The sequence below is a fragment of the Streptomyces sp. Root1310 genome, assembly GCF_001426425.1.
In the GTDB taxonomy this organism is placed as follows: Bacteria; Actinomycetota; Actinomycetes; order Streptomycetales; family Streptomycetaceae; genus Streptomyces.
This window is the reverse complement of sequence record NZ_LMEQ01000001.1, coordinates 1123676-1144737: the sequence shown is the minus strand read 5'-3', so window position 1 is coordinate 1144737 and position 21062 is coordinate 1123676. Positions and strand designations below refer to the sequence as shown.

Annotated in this window: 19 protein-coding genes and 2 tRNA genes; 12 read left to right on the top strand and 9 right to left on the bottom strand. The window is 70.2% G+C overall.

All coding sequences use genetic code 11. The annotated features are described in order from the left end of the window. Positions 1–27: 27 nt before the first annotated feature. Positions 28–1614 (bottom strand): amino acid permease, encoded by a 1587-nt coding sequence (locus ASD48_RS05025; protein WP_242432506.1) that lies wholly within the window; start codon positions 1612–1614, stop codon positions 28–30. Positions 1615–1830: 216 nt separating this feature from the next. Between ASD48_RS05025 and ASD48_RS05020 the strand changes: the two genes are divergently transcribed. Together ASD48_RS05020 and ASD48_RS05015 are read left to right on the top strand one after the other, a co-directional pair. After that, positions 1831–2316: a ribose-5-phosphate isomerase gene (locus ASD48_RS05020; RefSeq protein WP_057600093.1), complete on the top strand. Its 486-nt coding sequence runs from the start codon at positions 1831–1833 to the stop codon at positions 2314–2316. Positions 2317–2695: 379 nt separating this feature from the next. Then, on the top strand, positions 2696–3502 hold the full coding sequence (locus ASD48_RS05015; protein ID WP_057600092.1) for a DNA-formamidopyrimidine glycosylase family protein: 807 nt from the start codon (positions 2696–2698) through the stop codon (positions 3500–3502). Between the two features lie 43 nt (positions 3503–3545). Here ASD48_RS05015 and ASD48_RS05010 read toward each other — a convergent pair whose 3' ends face one another. After that, the gene (locus ASD48_RS05010) at positions 3546–4781 is read right to left on the bottom strand and encodes a GNAT family N-acetyltransferase (protein ID WP_079073612.1); all 1236 of its coding nucleotides are present in this window, start codon (positions 4779–4781) and stop codon (positions 3546–3548) included. Between the two features lie 234 nt (positions 4782–5015). On the opposite strand from ASD48_RS05010, the gene ASD48_RS05005 reads away from it, so the two are divergent. Together ASD48_RS05005 and ASD48_RS05000 are read left to right on the top strand one after the other, a co-directional pair. Continuing rightward, positions 5016–6200 (top strand): PP2C family protein-serine/threonine phosphatase, encoded by a 1185-nt coding sequence (locus tag ASD48_RS05005; protein WP_057600090.1) that lies wholly within the window; start codon positions 5016–5018, stop codon positions 6198–6200. 210 nt (positions 6201–6410) lie between these two features. Then, positions 6411–6860 carry an HD domain-containing protein gene (locus tag ASD48_RS05000; RefSeq protein ID WP_057600089.1) on the top strand — a complete coding sequence of 150 codons (450 nt, stop codon included), beginning with the start codon at positions 6411–6413 and terminating at the stop codon, positions 6858–6860. Here the strand turns inward: ASD48_RS05000 and ASD48_RS04995 are convergent. Further along, a complete protein-coding gene (locus ASD48_RS04995) occupies positions 6848–8071 on the bottom strand; it encodes an acyltransferase family protein (RefSeq protein ID WP_079073611.1) in 1224 nt (407 codons plus the stop codon). The genes ASD48_RS05000 and ASD48_RS04995 overlap by 13 nt on opposite strands. A gap of 400 nt (positions 8072–8471) precedes the next feature. Between ASD48_RS04995 and ASD48_RS04990 the strand changes: the two genes are divergently transcribed. After that, positions 8472–8666, top strand: a complete 195-nt coding sequence (locus ASD48_RS04990) for a hypothetical protein (protein WP_030779494.1) — start codon at positions 8472–8474, stop codon at positions 8664–8666. A 213-nt stretch (positions 8667–8879) separates the two neighbouring features. Here the strand turns inward: ASD48_RS04990 and ASD48_RS04985 are convergent, their stop codons facing one another. Together ASD48_RS04985 and ASD48_RS04980 are read right to left on the bottom strand one after the other, a co-directional pair. Then, a complete protein-coding gene (locus ASD48_RS04985) occupies positions 8880–10163 on the bottom strand; it encodes an MFS transporter (protein WP_057600088.1) in 1284 nt (427 codons plus the stop codon). Further along, complete coding sequence (locus ASD48_RS04980; protein ID WP_057600087.1) at positions 10160–11566, bottom strand: NAD(P)-binding domain-containing protein; 1407 nt, start codon at positions 11564–11566, stop codon at positions 10160–10162. The genes ASD48_RS04985 and ASD48_RS04980 overlap by 4 nt, the downstream gene beginning before the upstream one ends. 410 nt (positions 11567–11976) lie before the next feature. Between ASD48_RS04980 and ASD48_RS04975 the strand changes: the two genes are divergently transcribed. Beyond that, the gene (locus ASD48_RS04975) at positions 11977–12345 is read left to right on the top strand and encodes a metalloregulator ArsR/SmtB family transcription factor (RefSeq protein WP_057601006.1); all 369 of its coding nucleotides are present in this window, start codon (positions 11977–11979) and stop codon (positions 12343–12345) included. A gap of 92 nt (positions 12346–12437) precedes the next feature. Here ASD48_RS04975 and ASD48_RS04970 read toward each other — a convergent pair whose 3' ends face one another. Next, a complete protein-coding gene (locus tag ASD48_RS04970; protein WP_057600086.1) occupies positions 12438–13229 on the bottom strand; it encodes an MIP/aquaporin family protein in 792 nt (263 codons plus the stop codon). Positions 13230–13269: 40 nt separating this feature from the next. Continuing rightward, the gene (locus tag ASD48_RS04965) at positions 13270–13584 is read right to left on the bottom strand and encodes a metalloregulator ArsR/SmtB family transcription factor (RefSeq protein WP_057600085.1); all 315 of its coding nucleotides are present in this window, start codon (positions 13582–13584) and stop codon (positions 13270–13272) included. 122 nt (positions 13585–13706) lie between these two features. Here ASD48_RS04965 and ASD48_RS04960 point away from each other — a divergent pair, with 122 nt between their 5' ends. After that, positions 13707–14126: an arsenate reductase ArsC gene (locus tag ASD48_RS04960; RefSeq protein ID WP_057600084.1), complete on the top strand. Its 420-nt coding sequence runs from the start codon at positions 13707–13709 to the stop codon at positions 14124–14126. A gap of 373 nt (positions 14127–14499) precedes the next feature. Here ASD48_RS04960 and ASD48_RS04955 read toward each other — a convergent pair. Further along, a tRNA-Gly gene (locus ASD48_RS04955) sits at positions 14500–14570 on the bottom strand. A 165-nt stretch (positions 14571–14735) separates the two neighbouring features. Between ASD48_RS04955 and ASD48_RS04950 the strand changes: the two genes are divergently transcribed. The 5 genes from ASD48_RS04950 to clpX all read left to right on the top strand — a co-directional run bounded on the left by ASD48_RS04950 (position 14736) and on the right by clpX (position 19952). Then, positions 14736–14812, top strand: a tRNA-Pro gene (locus ASD48_RS04950). 276 nt (positions 14813–15088) lie between these two features. Further along, complete coding sequence (gene tig / locus ASD48_RS04945; RefSeq protein ID WP_057600083.1) at positions 15089–16462, top strand: trigger factor; 1374 nt, start codon at positions 15089–15091, stop codon at positions 16460–16462. Positions 16463–16783: 321 nt separating this feature from the next. After that, positions 16784–17389 (top strand): ATP-dependent Clp protease proteolytic subunit, encoded by a 606-nt coding sequence (locus ASD48_RS04940; RefSeq protein WP_028806515.1) that lies wholly within the window; start codon positions 16784–16786, stop codon positions 17387–17389. A gap of 411 nt (positions 17390–17800) precedes the next feature. Next, a complete protein-coding gene (locus tag ASD48_RS04935) occupies positions 17801–18481 on the top strand; it encodes an ATP-dependent Clp protease proteolytic subunit (protein WP_020127827.1) in 681 nt (226 codons plus the stop codon). A 181-nt stretch (positions 18482–18662) separates the two neighbouring features. Continuing rightward, positions 18663–19952, top strand: coding sequence for an ATP-dependent Clp protease ATP-binding subunit ClpX (clpX, locus tag ASD48_RS04930; protein WP_020127826.1), 1290 nt, complete (start codon positions 18663–18665; stop codon positions 19950–19952). 84 nt (positions 19953–20036) lie between these two features. On the opposite strand, the gene ASD48_RS04925 is transcribed toward clpX, so the two are convergent. Then, positions 20037–21023: a hypothetical protein gene (locus ASD48_RS04925; protein WP_057600082.1), complete on the bottom strand. Its 987-nt coding sequence runs from the start codon at positions 21021–21023 to the stop codon at positions 20037–20039. Positions 21024–21062: the final 39 nt, after the last annotated feature.

Below are 21062 nucleotides of genomic sequence, written 5' to 3'. Positions count from 1 at the left end.
ACCCCTTTCATCGGCCTAGGAGCGGAGCTACTCGACTTCCCGCCCGGCGGTGCCAGTGTCGGCACCAGCACCAGCACCAGCACCAGCACCAGCACCAGCACCAGCACCTGCGTCAGTCAAGGAGGTGGAGGCGGAGGCGGAGGCAGAAGCGGAGGTGGTGGCTCCAGCCTTGGCCCTGGCCTTGACCCGGCCCTCCTTCAGGAAGGCGACGGCGACCACGAGGGCGGCGACGAGCAGCGACAGCAGCACGGTCGTGCGCCCGCTGCTCTCTCCCTCGGTGTCGGTCAGCATGTAACCGAGCACGAAGACGATCAGCGCGGCCGTCGCCCAGGTCAGATACGGGTACAGCCACATCCGCACGACCAGCTTCTCCGGCGACTCGGCCTGGATGATCTTCCGCATCCGCAGCTGCGAGAAGCAGATCACGAGCCAGACGAACAGGGCCACGGCACCGCTGGAGTTCACGAGGAAGAGGAAGACGGAGTCCGGGAACTTGTAGTTGAAGAAGACCGCGACGAACCCGAACGTCACCGAGGCGACGATCGCGGCGAGAGGAACACCACGGCTCGTCGTCCGGGCGAACATCTTCGGCGCGTCACCCCGCTCGCCGAGCGAGAAGGCCATGCGGGAGGCCGTGTAGAGGCCGGAGTTGAGGCAGGACAGCACCGACGTCAGCACGATGAAGTTCATGATCTGACCGGCGTGCGCGATCCCGAGGGAGTCGAGGGCGGCCACGTAGGAGCCCTGCTCCTTGATGGACGCGTCGTCCCAGGGCAGCAGCGTGACGACGACGAAGATCGAACCGAGGTAGAAGACGCCGATACGCCAGATGATGCTGTTCGTGGACTTCGTCACGGCCCGCTGCGGGTTCTCGGACTCGCCGGCCGCGAGGGTGGCGATCTCGCTGCCCATGAAGGAGAAGACGACGAGCAGCACACCGGTGAGGATGGCGCCGGGCCCGTTGGGCAGGAAGCCGCCGTGTTCGGTGAGGTTGCCGAGCCCCGCCTTGTCGCTGTCGACACCGGGCAGCACGCCGAAGACGGCGAGCCCGCCGACGACGATGAAGGCGCCGATCGCGACGACCTTGATCCCGGCGAACCAGAACTCGAACTCGCCGTAGGACCCGACGGAGACGAGGTTGGTGGCGGTCAGCACCACCATCACGATGAGCGCCCACCCCCACTGCGGTACGCCGGGCATCCACCCTTCGAGGATCTTGGCCCCGGCGGTGGCCTCCACCGCGAGGACGACGACCCAGAAGAACCAGTACAGCCAGCCGATGGAGAAACCGGCCCAGCGGCCGAGCGCCCGGTCGGCGTGTGCGGAGAACGAACCGGAGGTCGGGTTGGCCGCGGACATCTCGCCGAGCATCCGCATCACCAGCACCACGAGCGTGCCGACGAGAGCGTAGGACAGCAGAATGCCCGGCCCGGCGGTGGCGATACCGGAACTGGAACCGACGAACAATCCGGCTCCGATGACCCCGCCGATGGCGATCATCGACAGATGCCGGTTCTTGAGCCCTGCCTGAAGTCCGGACCCGGATCCGTTTCCGGGTTCTCCGGAACCTCCGGGGCCGTGCTCGGCCTTGGTGAGGGTCGGCTGCGAAGTCATGAGGATGGTTTTCCTTTGCGCCGCGTGAGGGGAATCAGGTGCTTCGTGCGTGGGGGGCGTACGAGCCGGTCCAGTGAATCCGAGGTGAATGAATTCGGGAACCTTTGATTCCAGATTGTTACTTGAGGTTCTCCTGAGCTTCTATGGGATTGCTCAGGGATTTCGGACGCGGCACCCGGCGCTGCTACCCCGCAACACTCGTGTCACACTCATCCCATGCGCGTGTATCTCGGCTCGGACCATGCCGGCTTCGAACTCAAGAACCACCTCGTCGAATGGCTCAAGGCGGCGGGTCACGACCCGGTCGACTGCGGGCCCCACATCTACGACGCCCAGGACGACTACCCGCCGTTCTGCCTCCGCGCCGCGGAGCGGACGGCCGCGGACCCGGACTCCCTCGGCATCGTGATCGGTGGCTCCGGCAACGGTGAGCAGATCGCGGCGAACAAGGTGAAGGGCGTCCGTGCCGCCCTGGCCTGGAGCGAGGAGACCGCGTCCCTCGGCCGCCAGCACAACAACGCCAACGTCGTCGCGGTCGGCTCCCGCATGCACTCCCAGGACGAGGCGACGAAGTTCGTCGAGACCTTCCTCGCCACCCCGTTCTCCGAGGACGAGCGCCACATCCGCCGCATCGACATGCTGTCGTCGTACGAGACCACGGGCGACCTCCCGGCCATCCCGCCCCACCACCCGCAGCAGTAGACCGGCGGTGGACCGGACCGGCGGTGAAGCGCCGCCGGCGTGCACGGGTAGGTAGGCACCACCGGGGTACGGGGTCGGAGCCCTGCCGGGCGCAGGGGTAGGGCCTGCCCGGGGTGCAGGAGCGAAGCCCCGTCGGGGGTGCGGGGGCGGAGCCCCCGCGTGGGTCCGGGCGGAGTCCCGGGGCCTTCACCTCTCACCTGACCGAGTCGGGTGGGTGGACGGGCGTGGAGTGCGGGGCGGAGTCCCGGGTCTTCGCTTCTCACCTGACCGTGCCGGGTGGGTGGATGGACGGGACGAGGGGTCGGGGCGGAGCTCCGGCGTGGGTGGCCTCTCATCCGGCCGTGTCGGGTGGGCGGGTGGTACAGAGAAGGAGATCCCGGTGCCGGAAGGGCACACGATTCACCGGCTGGCGCAGGACTACGCCCGTTTCACCGACCACCCCCTCCAGGTGACCAGCCCGCAGGGCAAGTTCACCGACGCAGCCGCCCTCCTCACCGGCACCCCCCTCACCCACACCGAGGCCCACGGCAAACACCTCTTCCTCGGCTTCACCGGCGACCGGTGGATCCACATCCACCTGGGCCTCTTCGGCAAGGTCACCTTCGGCCCGGCCCCCGCGCCGCCGCCCACGGACACCGTCCGTCTCCGCCTCGCCGACCCCACCTCCTACGTGGACCTCCGGGGCCCCACCACCTGCGCCCTGATCACGGGCGACGAGAAGCGGGCGATACACGCCCGTCTCGGCGCCGACCCCCTCCGCGCCGACGCCGACCCCCGGTCCGCGTACACCCGCGTCTCCCGCAGCCGTACGACGATCGCCGCGCTCCTCATGGACCAGAAGATCATCGCCGGCGTCGGCAACGTCTACCGGGCCGAGGTCCTCTTCCGGCACCGCATCGACCCGTACCGCGCGGGCAGGGACGTCACCCCCGCCGAGTGGGACGCGATCTGGGCCGACCTGGTCGTCCTGATGCGCGAGGGCGTCCGCAACAACCGCATCGACACGGTCCGCCCGCAGCACACCCCGGAAGCGATGGGCCGCCCGCCGCGCGTCGACGACCACGGCGGCGAGGTGTACGTCTACCGCCGTACCCACCAGCCCTGCCACCTCTGCGGCGACGCCGTCCGCACCGCCGACCTCGCCGCCCGCAACCTCTTCTGGTGCCCGACCTGCCAGAAGAGCTGACCGCGGCGTCCGGCCTTCCGGCGGAACCGGCCGCGCGGACCCGTCAGAACCCGTGCGGCAGCCAAGGGGCGGTGATCGCCCCGAAGCCGACCGAGGCCTCGGCCAGCGCGCCCTGCCGCAGCTCCCGCACCCGCCCGGCCCCCGCCAGCGAGGCCAGGCTGACACCCCCGAGATACGCCGCCCCCAACTCCCTTACGGACAGCGCGAGATCGGCGGCGTCGGAGGTGCGCCCGCACACCGCGCCCTTGGCGTCTCCCGACAGCCGCCAACGCCCCGAGTTCCAGGGGCAGAAGGCGTCCTCGACCTCCAGCACCACGTCCACCGGGGCCAGATAGGTCCGCGCCTCCAGCGCCGCGCCCACGTCGACCGGTCGCACGTACAACGAGTCCCGCACCCGCAGCTCGCACCGCCGGATGTCGGACACGAGATGCTGCCACGCCTCGTCCATCGGCCGCCCCCGCACCTTCAGCGAGGTCGTGAGGTCGATCCCGAACAGGAACCGCCACAGCGCCGCCTCCGACACCGGATCGACCCCCGCCAGGTCCTGGAGCCGCACCTGCCCGTTGTGCCCGCTGTCCCGCCACTCGGACCGCACCCGGAAGCGGACGTACCCGGTGACCTCCCCGTCCCGCTCGGCGAGCACGCACTGGAGCGGCGACGCCCCACCCCGCTCGCTCTCCGGATCGAGCAGCCCCAGCCGCTCCCAGCCGGGGCGGCGCGCGAGCATCCCGGCCCGGGCGGTCACGGTCCGCGCGTACACCGCCTCGCACACCCCGAGCTCCGCGCCGGGGTCGACGTAGCGCAGCCGTACGTCGTCCGTGCCGGCCGGGACGGACAGCCGTACCCGACTGGTGTCGATCTCGGCGTGCAGTCCGAAGGTCGCGGCGGCGTACCCGAACCGTCCGTAGATGTCCGGTTCGGAGGCGGTGAGGATCGCGAGCGGTTCGCCCCACGCCCGCACGTCGTCCAGTTGTCGCCGCATCATCGACGTCAGCACTCCGCGCCGCCGGTGGGTCGCGCTCACGCCGACCATCGTCACGCCCGCCGCCGGCACCGAGGCCCCGCCCGGGACGGTCAGCCGGAAGTCGTACGCCCCCGCCGTGGCCACGCACCGGCCGTCGTCCCACACGCCCAGGGAGCGCTCGTACGAGGTGAGCGCCCGGAAGAGCTCCCGTTCCTCGGTCGACTCCCCGATCCCGCCGAAGGCGCGGAGAAGGGTGTCGTACCACTCGTCCCATTCGTCCCGGCGCAGCACTCGTGGTTCCTGCGACTCCCGCATCTCGCGCACCTTCCGCAATTCCCGGCGCCGGCCGCGGAAGAGGTCGCACGGCCCGTCGCCTCACTCTTCATGGACTCATGCCTAGCAGTCCAATGCGGGACGAGCCAGCCAATTTCTCCCTCCTCGGGGCGCGAGCGCTTTCCGTGAAGTTCACTGTGAAGTTGAGCCTCGGAGGGGGGACAAGTGGGACCTCCCGTGCCAAGCGGCGGGTTCGATGGATAGGGTCCCGAACTAATGGCAGTAGGACGGCAGCGGCGCGCGGAAGCCGAGACGTTGACGGCCCGGTTGAAGCACTTGATGCACCGGGTCCGCACCGGCCTGCGCAGAAGCGCCGTGGACTACTTCCGCGGCGACGGCTCGGACTGGATCGCGCTGGCGTTCCTGCTGCTCACCGTCCCGCTGATCGCCGTCACCACACTCGCCAACTCGGTGTGGTGCTCACCGGCCGCCCTGGTCCTGCCGATCGTCGCCGGCGGACTGCTGCTGCGCCCGTCGAGCCTGCTCGGCCTGTACGCGGCGGCCGCCACGGCTCTCATCGTGGAGTCCGTGCAACTGGGCCCGTACACGGAGGGCCCGTCCAGAGTCACCCCGGGCGTGGTCCTGGTCGTCGCAGCATGCGGTTTCTTCGGACTTCTCATCGCCCAGTTCCGCAGCCGGGTCGGCGTGCCCTGGCGGCGCGGCGGCACCATGCTCTTCGACCTGCGCGAACGCATCCGGGTGCAGAGCAAGCTGCCCAGCCTGCCGCACGGCTGGCACCGCGAGATGGCGCTGAGGCCGGCGGGGGGACAGTCGTTCTCGGGTGACTTCGTCGTCGCCGCCCGGACGAACGGCGGCCGCACCATGGAGGTCGTCCTCACGGACGTCTCCGGCAAGGGCATGGACGCCGGTTCCCGGGCGCTGCTGCTGTCGGGCGCCTTCGGCGGCCTGCTGGGCTCGCTGCCCCCGCACGCCTTCCTCCCGGCCGCCAACGGCTATCTGCTCCGCCAGGACTGGGACGAGGGCTTCGCGACCTCCATCCACCTGGTCCTCGACCTCGACTCCGGCGACTACGAGCTCTACTCGGCCGGCCATCCGCCGGGGCTCCAACTCAGCGCGGGCAGCGGCCGCTGGGAGGAGAAGGCCGCCGAGGGGCCCCTGCTCGGGGTGTACGACGGCGCCCAGTTCGACCCGGTGAAGGGTTCACTGCGCCCCGGCGACGTGCTGATGCTCTTCACCGACGGCCTGGTGGAGACCTCCGACCGGGACATCGTCGAGGGCATCGACCGCCTCACCGGCGAGGCCGACCGATACGTGGCCGGCGGCTTCCAGGGCGCCGCCTGGCACCTGATCGAGGCGGTGGCGAAGGACGTCAACGACGACCGCGCCCTGCTCCTGGTCTGCCGCGAGGGCCCGACGTCCCAGTCGGCCCCCTTGATCTGAGCTACCCCGAACCGTTCCGAAACACCCCGAGTCCTCCCAAGCCCTCCTGAACCATCCTGGGATCTCACGGAACGCCCCGAACTCTCATCAATCGCCCCGAGTTCCCCTGAGGCGCCCCGAGTTACCCTGAACCGCCCCGAGCTCCCCCCGAACCGTCCTGGGCTCCGCCGGGACTTCCGACTTCCGACACCCCGAAGGGGGCCACCCACGATGCTCACCCTGACCGAGGTCGAGAGCCTCGCCCGCGCGGCCCACCAGGGACAGACCGACAAGGCGGGCCGGCCCTACGCCGAGCACCTCCAGGCGGTCGCCGAGGGTGTACGCGCGCGGGGCGGCGACGCCGACCAGATCGCGGCCGCCTGGCTGCACGACGCGGTGGAGGACGACGCCCTGTCCGAGACCTGGCTGGACGAGGCGGCGCTGAGCGACCGTACGAAGGCCGTCGTCCTGGCGGTGACCAAACGGGCCGGGGAGACGCCGGAGGCTTACGCGGGCCGCATCCTGGCCACGCCGGGCGCCCTGCTGGTGAAGGAGGCGGACCTGGCGCACAACGCGGACCCGGCGCGGCTCGCGGTCCTGGACGCACCTACCCGGGCGCGACTGACCGAGAAGTACGCACGGATGCGCGCACTCCTCGGTCTCGCGGGTCAGACCTCCTGAGCCCCGAGCTTCTCCCGCCCGTCCTGTCCGTGACCCTGCGTCTGCGTGTGGGTCTGCGTCTGTGCGTGCTCGTGCTTCTCGCGCTCACGGGCGAGTTCGGCGGCGTCCCGCTTGAAGGCCCAATCCATCCTCGGCTCCATCACGAACCGGAAGACGCGCCGCACCGGTGGGGTGCACAGCAGCGTGACGGCCGCGGCGATCGTGACGGTGACGGCGATCTCGCCGAGCGGCCGGTGCAGCGCTCGGTGGTCGAACCAGCCTCGGTAGTCGGCGGTCTTGATCAGGAAGCCGTGCAGCAGATAACCGCACAGCGTGCCCGCGCCGAGTGTCGTGAACCACATCGTGCGCCCCGGCACCCAGGAGAAGAAGCAGGCCGTCAGCAGTAGCGAGCAGCCGAACAGCGCGAGCTGCATGGCGGGGCCGACCCACCACGGCAGGCCCAACTCCTGTGCGGAGGAGCGGTGGTAGAGCCAGCCGGTGTCCATCCTCGGCACCGCCCACCAGCAGAATGCCAGGGAGAAGGCGAACACCGGGACGGCCGCGATCCGTACCGAGCGGCGCCGGACCAGCCGGAAGTGCTCAGGCCTCAGACACAGGCCGAGCACGAAGTACGGAAGGAACTGCAGGACGCGCTGGAGGGCCAGATCGGCGCCGAGGTACGGGGTGAGGGACGCCAGCATCGCCATGCCGAGTGCGATCGGCAGCGGGTACCGGACCATCTTCCAGATGGGGGTCGTCAGCCGCCAGATGAACAGCGCGCACAGGAACCAGGTCAGGTAGTACGGGTCGAGGAGGGTGATGGCGGCCTGGGGGTCGTGGTCGACGAAGCGCTTGAAGAGCGGGTACGCGCTCTCGAAGACGACGTAGGGCACGGCGACGCCCGTGACCAGCCGCTTGAGCCGACTGGGGCTGGCGTCGAAGCTGCGCGAGAAGAAGCCCGAGACGACGATGAAGGCCGGCATGTGGAACGTGTACACGAGCATGTACGCGGCCTGCAGAACCCGGCTGCCGCCCTTGAGCGGCTCCCAGGAGTGACCCACGGCCACCAGCACGATCGCCAGGTACTTCGCGTTGTCGAAGAACGCGTCACGCCTCGCGGCGGGGCGCGGGGACGGTCCCTGGGCGGATCTGTCCCCGGACTGGTCGTGCGGATCGTTCTGGTTCTGGAGCGAGCGGGGGCTCGGAACGAGAGACGGGGCGGCGTGGAACATTTGAGGCACCCTAGCGTCGCGCCCGCGTACTCGTAAAACGCCCCAGGTCATTCCTTGTTATTGCTCACCGATTTGATCGCTGGGTCGGCCGGCGTGGGGGAGTCACGTTTCACGATGAGCCTTGATGTCATGATTCATCCCGACTAAAAGGTGCATAACGCCGGTTGTGTGCCTGTGGTTGATCGGGCTGCGGCCATAATTCGAATTACCTGCGCAGGCGTTGTGTGGACACGGCAACGAACTGCCCCAATTCCCTGTGCGGGCACGCCCTCGAATTGCTGTGCGGCGCACCCCGGCCGGACGCGCCCGCGCGATGATGTGTCACGGGCCGCATAGGGAGGCCCCGTTGGTGGCACGATGGTCTCGGGAGTGCGGACCGACCGAGGGTGTGTGATCAGTTGTGGCCATTTCACTGTCAGTGGTGCTGCTGTTGGCGATCATCCTGGTGGTGCTCATCAGAGGAGGGTCGATCAAGGCGGGGCCGGCGATAGTCGCGATCCTGTTCGGCTTCTTCCTCGCCTCGACCGGCATGGCCCCGTCGATCAACCGCTTCCTCGACTCCCTCGCGGACACCATCAACTCGATCAGCTTCTGAGGCCCGCCCCCCCCGCGTGTCCGGGCGGGTGCCCGAACACGACGAGGGCCGGGCCGCAGAAGTCACCCCGGGCGTCCCGGGTCGGTCGCCGTGGTTCCCCGCCGCTCCCCGCCTCGTGTCCCTGGATCGGGCACGCGGGGGCATGTGTGCTGCTCTCCCCGCCCTCGGAGGGCCCGGATGCCCTCCTCGGGCGGGGTGCGCGGGTGAGCAGGGTCACAGGCCGGCCGCAAGGGTCGTACCCGGGCCGTCACCGTCTGCTCCCGACCGGTCGCGGTGGCCCGGTCGCGGTGGTGTGGTCGCGGTGGCGACCAGGGCGGCGAGGACCGAGACCAGAGCGAGCGACGCGAACGGGTGCGGGTATCCGCCGAAGGCTGCCGCGAGGGCGGCACCCGCGAACGGCGCGAGTGCCGCGGCCGCGGTCGCCGGAGCCGTGAGGAGCCCGGACAGGCGGCCGTAATGGCTGGTGCCCCAACGGTCGGTGACGGCCGTGGCCTGGAGCAGGGTGAGGTTGCCGCGGACCGTGCCGGCCGCGATCGAGAGGGCGACCAGGAGGGCGTACGGGCCCGGCACGATGGCGAACGCGGCGGTGGTCACGCCACCGAGCGTGGGGAGAGTGACCGTTCGGGCGGTGGTTCCGACACGGCGGGCGAGGGTGGCGTACAGCGTGCGGCCGAGCGTCTGGCCGGCGCCGCCGAGACCGAGCGCCCAGGCGGCCTGGGTCGTGCTGCAACCGCGATCGAGGAGCAGCGGGACCAGGGCGACGACCACGGCGTACATCGCGAACGACGAGAGCGTGAGGGCGGCGGCCAGCAGCCGGAACGTGCGGCTGCGCGCGACCGCCGCCGCACTGCCGCCCGGACTCGTGGAGGGGCGCGGAGCCCTGGGCCAGGGGCCGCGCAGGGCCAGGGCGTGGGCAGGGATCGTCACGGCCGCCAGTACGGCGGCCAGCAGCAGGTAGGTGGTCCGCCAGCTGAAGTGGTCGGTGAGCAGGGCCGTCAGGGGCGCGAAAACCGTCGAGGCGAGGCCTCCGGCCAGAGTGACGATCGTCAGTGCGCGGATGTGGTCCGGGGCCCACCAGCGGGTGAGTGCGGCAAAGGCGGGCTGGTAGAACGTCGAGGCCATGGCGAGTCCGGCCAGCATCCAACCCGCGAAGAAGACCCCCGGACGGGGGGCGGCGGCCACGATCACCAGGCTCAGTGCGCCGAGGACCGAGCCCGCGGTCATGACGAGACGCGGACCGCGCCGGTCGAGGACGCGGCCCACGCGAATGCCCGCGAGGGCGGAGACGACCAGGGCCAGCGAGAACGCGGCGGTGGTGGTGCCTGCCGACCATCCGGTCTGGGAGGTGATCTCCGGGTTCAGTACCGGGAAGGCGTAGTAGACGATGCCCCAGCTCGTGATCTGTGTGGCGCAGAGCGCGGGCAGGGCGGCACGGGGCCGCGACCGGTCCCCTGTTCCGGTCGCGGCCCCGTCGGTGAGGGCGTGGAGGCCGGTCACGAGCCGCAGCAGCCGCCGGCCTGGCTCTGCCCGTCGGGCTCGCCGGCCGGGACGGTACCGATCCGGACGAGGGCGGGCGCGGGCGCGCAGCAGCCCCCTGCGTCCTGTGCGTCCTGGTCGGCCTCGGGGGCGTCGAACAGTCCGGCGCCGCCGCACACTCCGGTCTCCGGGAGGGTGAGTTCGACGCGGTCGGCGGATTCCAGGTCGCCCGCGATCGCGGCGGCCACGGATCGGACCTGCTCGTAGCCGGTCATCGCCAGGAACGTCGGGGCGCGTCCGTAGGACTTCATCCCGACCAGGTAGACCCCTTGCTCGGGGTGGGACAGTTCGCGGTGGCCGTGCGGGTAGACGGTGCCGCAGGAGTGCTGGTTGGGGTCGATCAGAGGCGCCAGCTCGACCGGGGCCTGGAGGCGCTCGTCCAGGTCGAGGCGGACCTCGGACAGGAACGACAGATCGGGGCGGAACCCGGTCAGCACGATGACCTCGTCCACCGGGTCCAGTCGTCGGCCGTCCTCGGCGACCAGGACCAGGCGGCCGCTGTCGTCGCGCTCGATGGTGTCGGTGCGGAAGCCGGTGACCGCGTCGGCGTGGCCGTCGTCCACCGCGGCCTTCGCCGCCAGGCCCAGAGCGCCGCGTGCGGGCAGTTCGTCGGCCGAGCCGCCGCCGAACGTGGAGCCGGAGATGCCGCGCCGCAGGACCCAGACCGCCTTCGTGCCCGTGCCGTCCTCGGCCTTGGCGAGGTCGGCCAGACAGGCGAGCGCGGTGAAGGCGGACGCCCCGGAGCCGATGACCGCTGTGCGCCTGCCTGCGTGGCGGGCCCGGGCGGCGGGGTCCTTCAGGTCGGGGACCCGGTAGGTGACGCGGTCGGCCGCCGCCTTCTCGCCGAGGGCGGGAAGCCCGCTGGCACCCGCCGGGGAGGGCGTGGTCCAGGTGCCGGACGCGTCGATCACCGCGCGGGCGAAGACGCGCTCCTCTCGGCCGTCGGCGTACTCGACGTGCACGACGAAGGGCTGGCTCTCGCGGTCGGCGTCGACGATGCGATCGCGGCCGGCCCGTGAAACACCGGTCACGGTCGCGCCGAAGCGGACCCGCGCGCCGAGGACGCCGGCGAGGGGCTCCAGGTACTGCGCCGCCCAGTCGCCGCCGGACGGGTAGGTCGCCGGGTCGGGCCGGGTCCAGCCGGTCGGGGCGAGGAGCTTCTCGGCGGTCGGGTCGACCACCTCGCCCCAGGTGGAGAACAGCTTCACGTGCGACCACTCCCGCACCGCTGCTCCCGCGGCCGCTCCGGTCTCCAGGACGAGCGGCTCCAGGCCCTGGTCGACCAGGTGGGCGGCGGCGGCAAGACCGGCGGGACCGGCTCCGACCACAACGACGGGCAGCGCGGTAAGGGCAGGCGCGTTCACGGCGACTCCTTGCTTGTTTCGACATCTGTCGATGGCTTGCGCGGCCAGCATGGCATCTGTATTGATGAGCGTCAACATAGACATTCATCGAAACTGTGGGTGCTTCGGTGATCGTGATCGCGACGGGCTGTCGGCCGGACCGCCTCCGGCTCGCCGGTCTCGACGGCGCTCTCGACGGCGCCCTCGCCGGCGCCCTCGGAGGCACCGGGCACCCGCGGCATCGCGAAGGGGTTGGCGTCTCCCTCCCCGGGCCGGCCTCCGTCGGTCCGGCGCGGCAGCGCGGCCTCTCGCCCCGTTCGCTGCGAGGCGTGGGCCGGGCCGCGGCCCGGTGGCCCGCCGCCCGGCCCCTGATCAAGCGCACCGTCGAGGGGTCCTCACCCGCTTGGTTCGACATGTGTCAACATAGACGTATGTCGAACATCAAGGCGTTGCCGCTGTTGGCCCCAGAGGTCGCCGAGGGTGTCGTGCCGTGCTGCCCGCCGCTCACCGAGCGCCCCCTGACGGCAGAGGAGGCCGAACGGACCGCCGCGATGTTCAAGGCGCTCGGCGATCCGGTACGCCTCCGGCTGTTCTCGCTGGTCGCGTCGCACGAGGGCGGTGAGGCGTGCGTGTGCGACATCTCCGACGTCGGTGTCTCGCAGCCCACGGTGTCGCACCACCTGAAGAAGCTCAAGGCGGCCGGCCTGCTCACTTCCGAGCGGCGCGGCACCTGGGTCTACTACCGGGTGGAGCCGTCGGTGGTGGCGGCGATGGGGCAGATGCTCGGCTCTCTCGGCTGAGCGGTGCGGACGGACCGGCAGGACGGTGCGTGCGCGACCGGCGGCGAGTCAGGACGGACCGCCGCCGGTCACCACCGCCTGCCTGCCGCGGGTCATCCGGCGGACCGGCCCGGGCGGAAGATGAGCGCGACCAGCGCCAAGCCGACCGCGCCGCCCACGAGTTGCGCACCGACGAAGCCTGCGACGGAGCCGGGCGCGATGCCCGCGAAGGTGTCGGAGAAGGCGCGGCCGACGGTCACCGCGGGGTTGGCGAAGGACGTGGACGAGGTGAACCAGTACGCGGCGCCGATGTACGAGGCGACCGCGACGGGGGCGAAGCGGAGCCGGCCGGTGCGGGCCAGGCCGAAGATCAGCAGGACCAGGACGGCGGTGGCCACCACCTCGCCCAGCAGGAGATTCCCGGCCGAGCGGTCGTGGGTGGACCACTGCGCCAACGGCTTGCCGAACATCGCGTCGGCCAGGACCGCGCCGGCGATCGCGCCGACGACCTGCGCGGGGACGTAGACGGCCACCTCGCGGGCCGTGACGCCGTCGCCGCCGTGCCGCGCCGTCCACCACTCGGCCAGCGTGACAACGGGGTTGAAGTGGGCGCCCGAGACCGGGCCCAGCAACAGGATCAGGATGCCGAGGCCGAAGACCGTGGCGATCGAGTTGGCCAGCAGCTGCACACCGACGTCGCGCGTGAGCTCGGTGGCCTGGATGCCGGAGCCGATCACGACGGCGACCAGGAGGGCGGTGCCGACGAACTCGGCCGTCGCCCTGGCGGTCAGCGGCGTGCGGGGCGGGGTGGCACCCGGGGCGGGCTGCGGACCGGGTCCCGTCGCGGCGGAGGCGACTGCGGCCCCTCCGGCTCCGTCGTTCTCGGTGGCCTCGGTGGCGGTCAACAGGACTCCTCGGTGCGTGCGACGGCGTCTGCCGTCCGATTCAGGGGCAGGACCGCTTGACGTTGTTCTCGGCGGTGGCGCGCGCCGTCTCGGCGAGAGCGGCGAACTGTCCCGCGAGCGAGGCGATGACGTCGGGCCTGAGCCGGTAGTAGGTGAACCGGCCGCACGGCTCCGTCTCCACGACCCCGGCCTCGCGCAGCACCTTCAGATGGTTGGAGAGGTTGGTCTGCCTGACCCCCGTCTCCTCGATCAGGTGCGTGCTGCACAGCGTCTCCCCGGCGAGCAGGGTGACGATCCGGAGCCGGACCGGGTCCGCCAGAACCCGCATCAGATCAGTGTCGACTGACATCATCATGGGCTGATACTGTCACATCACTCCTGACTGATACCAGCCTGGGATGATTCGGGTACGGGGACGTGCAAGCCCGCGGGGCGTACCAGAACCATGATCATGATCCGCTGACGAAGGAAGAAACGATGTCCTCCAGCCCGCTCGCCTCCGTTCTCTTCGTCTGCGTCCACAATGCCGGCCGCTCCCAGATGGCCGCCGGATTCCTGACCCACCTCGCGGGCGACCGGATCGAGGTCCGCTCGGCCGGTTCCCTCCCGGGCGACCAGGTCAACCCGGCCGCCGTCGAGGCCATGAAGGAAGTCGGCGTCGACATCGCCGGCGCCGAGCCGAAGGTCCTGACCACCGAGGCCGTTCGGGCGTCGGACTACGTCATCACCATGGGCTGCGGCGACGCCTGCCCGGTCTTCCCCGGCAAGAAGTACCTCGACTGGGCCCTGGAGGACCCCGCCGGCAAGGGTGTCGAGTCCGTGCGTCCGATCCGCGACGAGATCAAGACCCGCATCGAGGCCCTGATCGCCGAGATCGACGCCGAGCGGGAGTCGTGACGGATCAGGCTGTGGCGCAAGACGTGCGCCGAGGCGGGAGTCGGAGGCCTGCGCTCCCATGATCTTCGGCACACCGGCGACACGGCCGGCAACACCACCGGCAACACCTTGGCGTCCTGCACCGACGCCCGGACGCGGGAGCTGATCGTCCGGCTCGGACAGAGTGCGAACGAGAGATCGCGGACGGCGCCGACGTCGTGAGCGTGCACGCCCTGAAGCGCGCGCCGCGCTCGAAGGGGCACGGGAGGAGCGCGGGAGGGCACGGGAGGAGCGCGGGAGGGCGCTGGAGGGGCGCGAAGGACTGCAACGCCCCCAGGAACGCCGAAGGCCCGGGGAGAGGAAACGACCTCTCACCCGGGCCTTCGCCGTACAGAGCGGGCGACGGGAATCGAACCCGCGTAGCTAGTTTGGAAGACTAGTGCTCTACCATTGAGCTACGCCCGCACACGACGCGCCGCAGGTCAGCGACCGCGGCACTGCAGGCATCGTAGCGGGTCGGCACCCTGCCGCGCACACCCCGTTTCCCGGGCCCGCCGCGGCGCGCCCCGAGGCCCGGCAAAAGCGGCGGTCGGGCGGCCTGCGGCCATGTACCCTACGTGACGCACCAGACGGGGTGTGGCGCAGCTTGGTAGCGCGTCCGCTTTGGGAGCGGAAGGCCGTGGGTTCAAATCCCGCCACCCCGACCAACGACCGGCCGTAGCAACCACCGGACCGGCCGGTACGGCCATCACCGGCCACCGAACCGGCCATCGGTGACCATCGAACGGCCATCACCGGCCGTCAGCGGCCATCTGCGCGGTCACCTCGCTTGATCGCCTTTGGGGCGTGTCGCCGCTGCCGTTACTATGCAAGCTGCACGCCCGTATGCCTCATCCTCTGGTAGGTCCTCCGGGCGGCGAATCCGCGGGAGCCGGTCTGGCTCCTGCAGAAACCAAGAAGTCAGCCCCCAAGGAGACCGAACCGTGAAGAGCGCCGTGGAGACCCTGAACCCGACTCGGGTTCGGCTCAGCATCGAGGTGCCCTTCGAGGAGCTCAAGGACAGCCTCGACGCGGCGTACAAGAAGATCAACCAGCAGGTCACGGTGAAGGGCTTCCGCAAGGGCAAGATCCCCGCCCGGGTGATCGACCAGCGCTTCGGCCGTGGCGCCGTGCTGGAGGAGGCCGTCAACGACGCGCTGCCGAAGTTCTACACGGAGGCGGTCAACGAGGCCGAGATCGACGTCCTCGGCCAGCCCGAGGTCGACATCACGGAGCTGAAGGACGGCGAGACGCTGAACTTCACCGCCGAGGTCGACATCCGTCCCTCCCTCGAGCTCCCCGAGGACTTCTCCTCCATCGAGGTCGAGGTCGACGCCGTCGAGGTGTCCGAGGAGGACATCGACAAGGCGGTCGAGCAGCTCCGTGAGCGCTTCGCCTCGACCTCCCCGGTCGAGCGTGCCGCCGAGGACGGCGACGTCGTGACCGTCGACCTGGAGGCCAAGGTCGACGGCGAGATCCTCGAGGACGGCGTCGCCAGCGGCGTCTCCTACACCATCGGCTCGGGCGAGCTGCTGGAAGGCATCGACGACGCCGTGAAGGGCCTGGAGGCCGGTGGCGAGGCCACCTTCACCTCCGAGCTCAAGGGCGGCTCGGCGGCCGGCAAGGAGGCCGAGGTCACCGTCAAGGTCACCCAGGTCGCCGCCCGCGAGCTTCCCGAGCTGGACGACGAGTTCGCGCAGCTCGCCTCCGAGTTCGACACCCTCGAGGAGCTCAAGGCGGACAGCCGCAAGCGCCTCGAGAACACGAAGCAGTACGACCAGGCCACGCAGGCCCAGGAGCGCGTCCTGGAGAAGCTGCTGGAGCTCGTCGAGGTGCCCGTCCCCGAGAAGCTGCTCGAGGACGAGGTCAACACCCGCAAGCACAACCTGGAGCACCACCAGCTCGGCCAGATGGGCCTGGACCTCGACAAGTACCTGGAGATCCAGGGCAAGACCGCCGAGGAGTTCGACACCGAGACCCGTGAGGCCGCGGTCAAGGGCATCAAGACCCAGTTCGTGCTCGACGAGCTCGTCAAGCGCGAGAAGCTGAACGTCAACCAGGAGGAGCTCACCGAGCACCTCATGCGCCGTGCCGCCTCCTCCGGCATGTCCCCCGACCAGTTCGCCCAGGCGGTCGTCGAGGGCGGCCAGGTTCCGCTCCTGGTCGGCGAGGTCGCCCGCGGCAAGGCTCTGGCCACGGTCGTCGAGTCCGCCACGGTGAAGGACACCAACGGCGAGGTCATCGACCTGGACGACGAGGAAGAGGCCGAGGAGGCCGCCGCCGAGGCGACGACCTCCGAGGAGACCACCGAGGCCTGAGCGGCCTCGCGTCACCTCTGACGCAGACACGAGGGGCCCCGGGGCGGTATCCGCCCCGGGGCCCCTCTGTCATGCGACAGCGCGACCGGCGCGGTCCCGTCCGCGGGGTGTGACCGTCCGTGGACGGCCCGTGGCCGCCCATGGACGGGGCACCCACGTCTACGCCCCCGGCGAACACTCTCCTCTCCGGGATTCCCCGAAGGGACCCGCGCGTTAGGGTCCATGAGTACGAGGGCAGGGGACTCTCCGTTGCCCCCGGCAGTACACGTGAGACGGCCCGGCGCCGTCGTAAGACGAGCAGGTGGATACGTGACGAATCTGATGCCCACAGCCGCCGGCGACCCCATCGGTGGTGGCCTCGGCGACCAGGTCTACAACCGGCTGCTCGGCGAGCGGATCATCTTCCTCGGCCAGGCGGTCGACGACGACATCGCCAACAAGATCACCGCACAGCTGCTGCTCCTTGCCGCCGATCCGGACAAGGACATCTACCTGTACATCAACAGCCCCGGCGGATCGATCACGGCCGGCATGGCGATCTACGACACGATGCAGTTCATCAAGAACGACGTGGTGACCATCGCCATGGGTCTCGCGGCCTCCATGGGCCAGTTCCTGCTCAGCGCGGGCACGCCCGGCAAGCGCTTCGCGCTGCCGAACGCCGAGATCCTGATCCACCAGCCCTCCGCGGGCCTGGCGGGCTCGGCCTCCGATATCAAGATCCACGCCGAGCGGCTGCTGCACACCAAGAAGCGCATGGCCGAGCTGACCTCGCAGCACACGGGCCAGACGGTCGAGCAGGTCACCCGCGACTCGGACCGCGACCGCTGGTTCGACGCGTTCGAGGCCAAGGAGTACGGCCTCATCGACGACGTCATCCCGACGGCGGCCGGCATGCCGGGCGGCGGCGGCACCGGGGCGGCCTGAGAACCACTGACGGCAGCAGGGCCACGCAGGGCGCTCCGCGGAGCACCCTGACTCCCTGAGCCCCTTCCGGAGCCTCCGGGAGCCCCTGGATCCCTGCGGAGTCCCGAAAGCCCACGGAGGCCTGCGGAGTTCCGAAAGCTCCCAGAGGCACCCAGAGGCGCCAGAGGCTTCAGGAGTTCCGGAACTCCGGAGCTCCGGAACCGCTGGAGGCGGTCCTCCGAGACTCCCGGACTTCCAGGAGCCCGCTCGGAGGCCCCCGCAGCCCCAGGAGTTCCGCGGAAGCCCCTGGGTGGCCCTCGGAGCCCCTCGGGGTCCCGCGAGGCCCCCCGGGTCGCCGAGGACCTCGGAAGCCGTCAGTGCCCCGTCCAGCCCCTCCAGCCCACCGCCCCAGTCCTCTTTCCAGGAGACACCGTGAACGACTTCCCCGGCAGCGGCATCTACGCCCGCACCGAGGCCGAATACACCGGCCCTCGCGCCGAATCCCGCTACGTCATCCCGCGCTTCGTCGAGCGCACCTCGCAGGGCGTCCGCGAGTACGACCCGTACGCGAAGCTCTTCGAGGAGCGCGTGATCTTCCTCGGCGTGCAGATCGACGACGCCTCCGCCAACGACGTCATGGCGCAGCTGCTGTGCCTGGAGTCGATGGACCCTGACCGCGACATCTCGGTCTACATCAACAGCCCGGGCGGCTCCTTCACGGCGCTGACCGCGATCTACGACACGATGCAGTTCGTGAAGCCCGACATCCAGACGGTCTGCATGGGCCAGGCGGCCTCCGCCGCCGCGATCCTGCTGGCCGCCGGTACGCCGGGCAAGCGCATGGCGCTGCCGAACGCGCGCGTGCTGATCCACCAGCCGTACAGCGAGACGGGCCGCGGGCAGGTCTCCGACCTGGAGATCGCCGCCAACGAGATCCTCCGGATGCGCGCGCAGCTGGAGGACATGCTGGCCAAGCACTCGACCACGCCGATCGAGAAGATCCGCGAGGACATCGAGCGCGACAAGATCCTGACGGCCGAGGACGCGCTGGCGTACGGACTGATCGACCAGATCATCTCCACCCGCAAGCTGAACAACAACTCGCTCGTTTGAGGCACCCGGTCGTCCCGTCGGGGCCCCCTCGGGGCGGTGTGACACGGTCCACGTCACAGTGAACCGTGCCAAGGGGGGCCCGAACGGGGGGCCAGGCAAGGTACCGTCGGAATAAGGCAGCACCAGGAGCCGCTGGATTCGTAAGCGTCCAGTCGTCTCCCAGGCGAAGGGGAAGCACACCGTGGCACGCATCGGTGACGGCGGCGATCTGCTCAAGTGCTCGTTCTGCGGCAAGAGCCAGAAGCAGGTCAAGAAGCTCATCGCAGGGCCCGGTGTGTACATCTGCGACGAGTGCATCGACCTCTGCAACGAGATCATCGAGGAAGAGCTCGCGGAGACGAGCGAGGTCCGCTGGGAGGAACTCCCGAAGCCGCGCGAGATCTACGAGTTCCTCGAGGGCTACGTGGTGGGCCAGGAGCCCGCCAAGAAGGCCCTGTCGGTAGCGGTGTACAACCACTACAAGCGCGTTCAGGCCGGTGAGAACGGCGGTGGCCAAAGCCGCGAGGACGCCATCGAGTTGGCGAAGTCCAACATCCTCCTGCTCGGCCCCACCGGCTCGGGCAAGACGCTCCTGGCACAGACCCTCGCGCGCATGCTGAACGTCCCGTTCGCGATCGCCGACGCCACGGCGTTGACGGAGGCGGGCTACGTCGGCGAGGACGTCGAGAACATCCTGCTGAAGCTGATCCAGGCCGCGGACTACGACGTCAAGAAGGCCGAGACCGGGATCATCTACATCGATGAGATCGACAAGGTCGCGCGGAAGAGCGAGAACCCGTCCATCACCCGTGACGTGTCGGGCGAGGGCGTGCAGCAGGCCCTGCTGAAGATCCTGGAGGGCACCACCGCCTCGGTGCCGCCGCAGGGCGGCCGCAAGCACCCGCACCAGGAGTTCATCCAGATCGACACGACGAACGTGCTGTTCATCGTGGGCGGTGCCTTCTCGGGCCTGGAGAAGATCATCGAGACCCGGGCCGGCGCCAAGGGCATCGGGTTCGGCGCGACGATCCGCTCCAAGCGCGAGCTGGAGTCCAAGGACCAGTTCGAGGCCGTCATGCCGGAGGACCTGGTCAAGTTCGGCATGATCCCGGAGTTCATCGGCCGTCTCCCGGTGATCACCTCGGTCCACAACCTGGACCGCGAGGCGCTCCTCCAGATCCTGATCGAGCCGCGCAACGCGCTGGTGAAGCAGTACCAGCGGCTCTTCGAACTCGACGGTGTGGAGCTGGACTTCGAGCGGGAGGCGCTGGAGGCCATCGCCGACCAGGCCATCCTCCGCCAGACCGGCGCCCGCGGCCTGCGCGCCATCATGGAGGAAGTCCTCCAGGCGGTCATGTACGAGGTCCCGTCCCGCAAGGACGTGGCCCGCGTGGTCATCACGGCGGACGTGGTCCTCTCCAACGTCAACCCGACCCTGATCCCGCGCGACGCGCGCGGCGGTCGCGGCCCGGGCGAGCAGAAGACCGCCTGATCCGCCTCATCCGTACCCGAACGACGAAGGGGCCCCGGTCGGTCGACCGGGGCCCCTTCGTCGTCGCGTCAGCCGTCCAGGGCGTCAGGCCTTGACGCGGACCTCGTCACGCAGCTTCGTGGTGATGTCGATCGCCGCGTCCTTGGTGATGCTCTTCGTGTTGTCGCCCGGGGACACCATGGCGATCGTGCTGTAGTCGGACCAGACGCAGAACCAGTCGGTCGACTCCTTCTTGGTCAGCGAGTTGGTGCTCTTCGCCGACTGGCACTTCATGAGCGCGCCGTCGATGTCGGCCTCCTCGGGCTGGCCGATCAGCTCGGTCTTGCCCTCGCTACTGCTCGACGAGCTGGAGGAGTTGCTGTCCTGGAGTTCCTTCTGGATGGCGATGAAGTACTTGTCCAGGGCCGCCTCGGGGTCCGCGATCTCGCCGTATCCGCCCACCATCGTGATGCCCTTGGCGGTGAGCAGCTCCGCCTCGCTGGGCAGGTCGGCGGAGTCGGGGTTCTCCGGGTCGTAGTCGCCGAAGTCCGCCGTCGACCACTGCCCGAGGACGGCCTTGCCGCCCTTGACGCCGCTGGCCGTCAGATACTTGGTGGTGTCCGAGTCGCTGCTCTCGCCGCCCTTGCCGACCTGCTTGTACTCGGTGACCACGGTCGCCGGGGTGTCCAGCGTGTGTGCGCCGTCGTCCTCGAGGCCGCCGCTGCTTCCGCCGAGCACGAAGTACGCGCCGACGCCGATCGCGGCGACGACCGCGATCGCGCCGATGATGATGCCCGCCTTCTTGCCGCCGCCGCCCGGGGCCGGGGGCTGCGGGACGCCGTAGGGAGGCTGGCCGTAGGGCGGCGGCTGCTGGCCGTAGGGCGGCTGCTGGCCGTAGGGCGGGGTCTGCGGGGGGACGCCCTGCGGGGGCTGCTGCGGGTAGGCGTAGCCGGGCTGCGGGGCGGGGGGCTGCTGGGGGTAGCCGTAGCCGGGCTGGGGCGCCTGCGGCGGCTGGCCGTACGGGCCTTGCTGGCCGTAGGGTCCGGGCTGCTGGGGCGGCCCGCCGTACGGGCCCGGCTGGTTGTGACTCATTTCTGGGTTCCCCTCCAGATGCTTATGTGATTTTCACAT

Coding starts and splice junctions, on each gene's coding strand:
- ASD48_RS05025 (WP_242432506.1), bottom strand. CDS start 1,614: ATGACTTCGCAGCCGACCCTCACCAAGGCCGAGCACGGCCCCGGAGGT.
- ASD48_RS05020 (WP_057600093.1), top strand. CDS start 1,831: ATGCGCGTGTATCTCGGCTCGGACCATGCCGGCTTCGAACTCAAGAAC.
- ASD48_RS05010 (WP_079073612.1), bottom strand. CDS start 4,781: ATGCGGGAGTCGCAGGAACCACGAGTGCTGCGCCGGGACGAATGGGAC.
- ASD48_RS05005 (WP_057600090.1), top strand. CDS start 5,016: ATGGCAGTAGGACGGCAGCGGCGCGCGGAAGCCGAGACGTTGACGGCC.
- ASD48_RS05000 (WP_057600089.1), top strand. CDS start 6,411: ATGCTCACCCTGACCGAGGTCGAGAGCCTCGCCCGCGCGGCCCACCAG.
- ASD48_RS04995 (WP_079073611.1), bottom strand. CDS start 8,071: ATGTTCCACGCCGCCCCGTCTCTCGTTCCGAGCCCCCGCTCGCTCCAG.
- ASD48_RS04975 (WP_057601006.1), top strand. CDS start 11,977: ATGTCGAACATCAAGGCGTTGCCGCTGTTGGCCCCAGAGGTCGCCGAG.
- ASD48_RS04965 (WP_057600085.1), bottom strand. CDS start 13,584: ATGATGATGTCAGTCGACACTGATCTGATGCGGGTTCTGGCGGACCCG.
- ASD48_RS04960 (WP_057600084.1), top strand. CDS start 13,707: ATGTCCTCCAGCCCGCTCGCCTCCGTTCTCTTCGTCTGCGTCCACAAT.
- ASD48_RS04940 (WP_028806515.1), top strand. CDS start 16,784: ATGCCCACAGCCGCCGGCGACCCCATCGGTGGTGGCCTCGGCGACCAG.
- ASD48_RS04925 (WP_057600082.1), bottom strand. CDS start 21,023: ATGAGTCACAACCAGCCGGGCCCGTACGGCGGGCCGCCCCAGCAGCCC.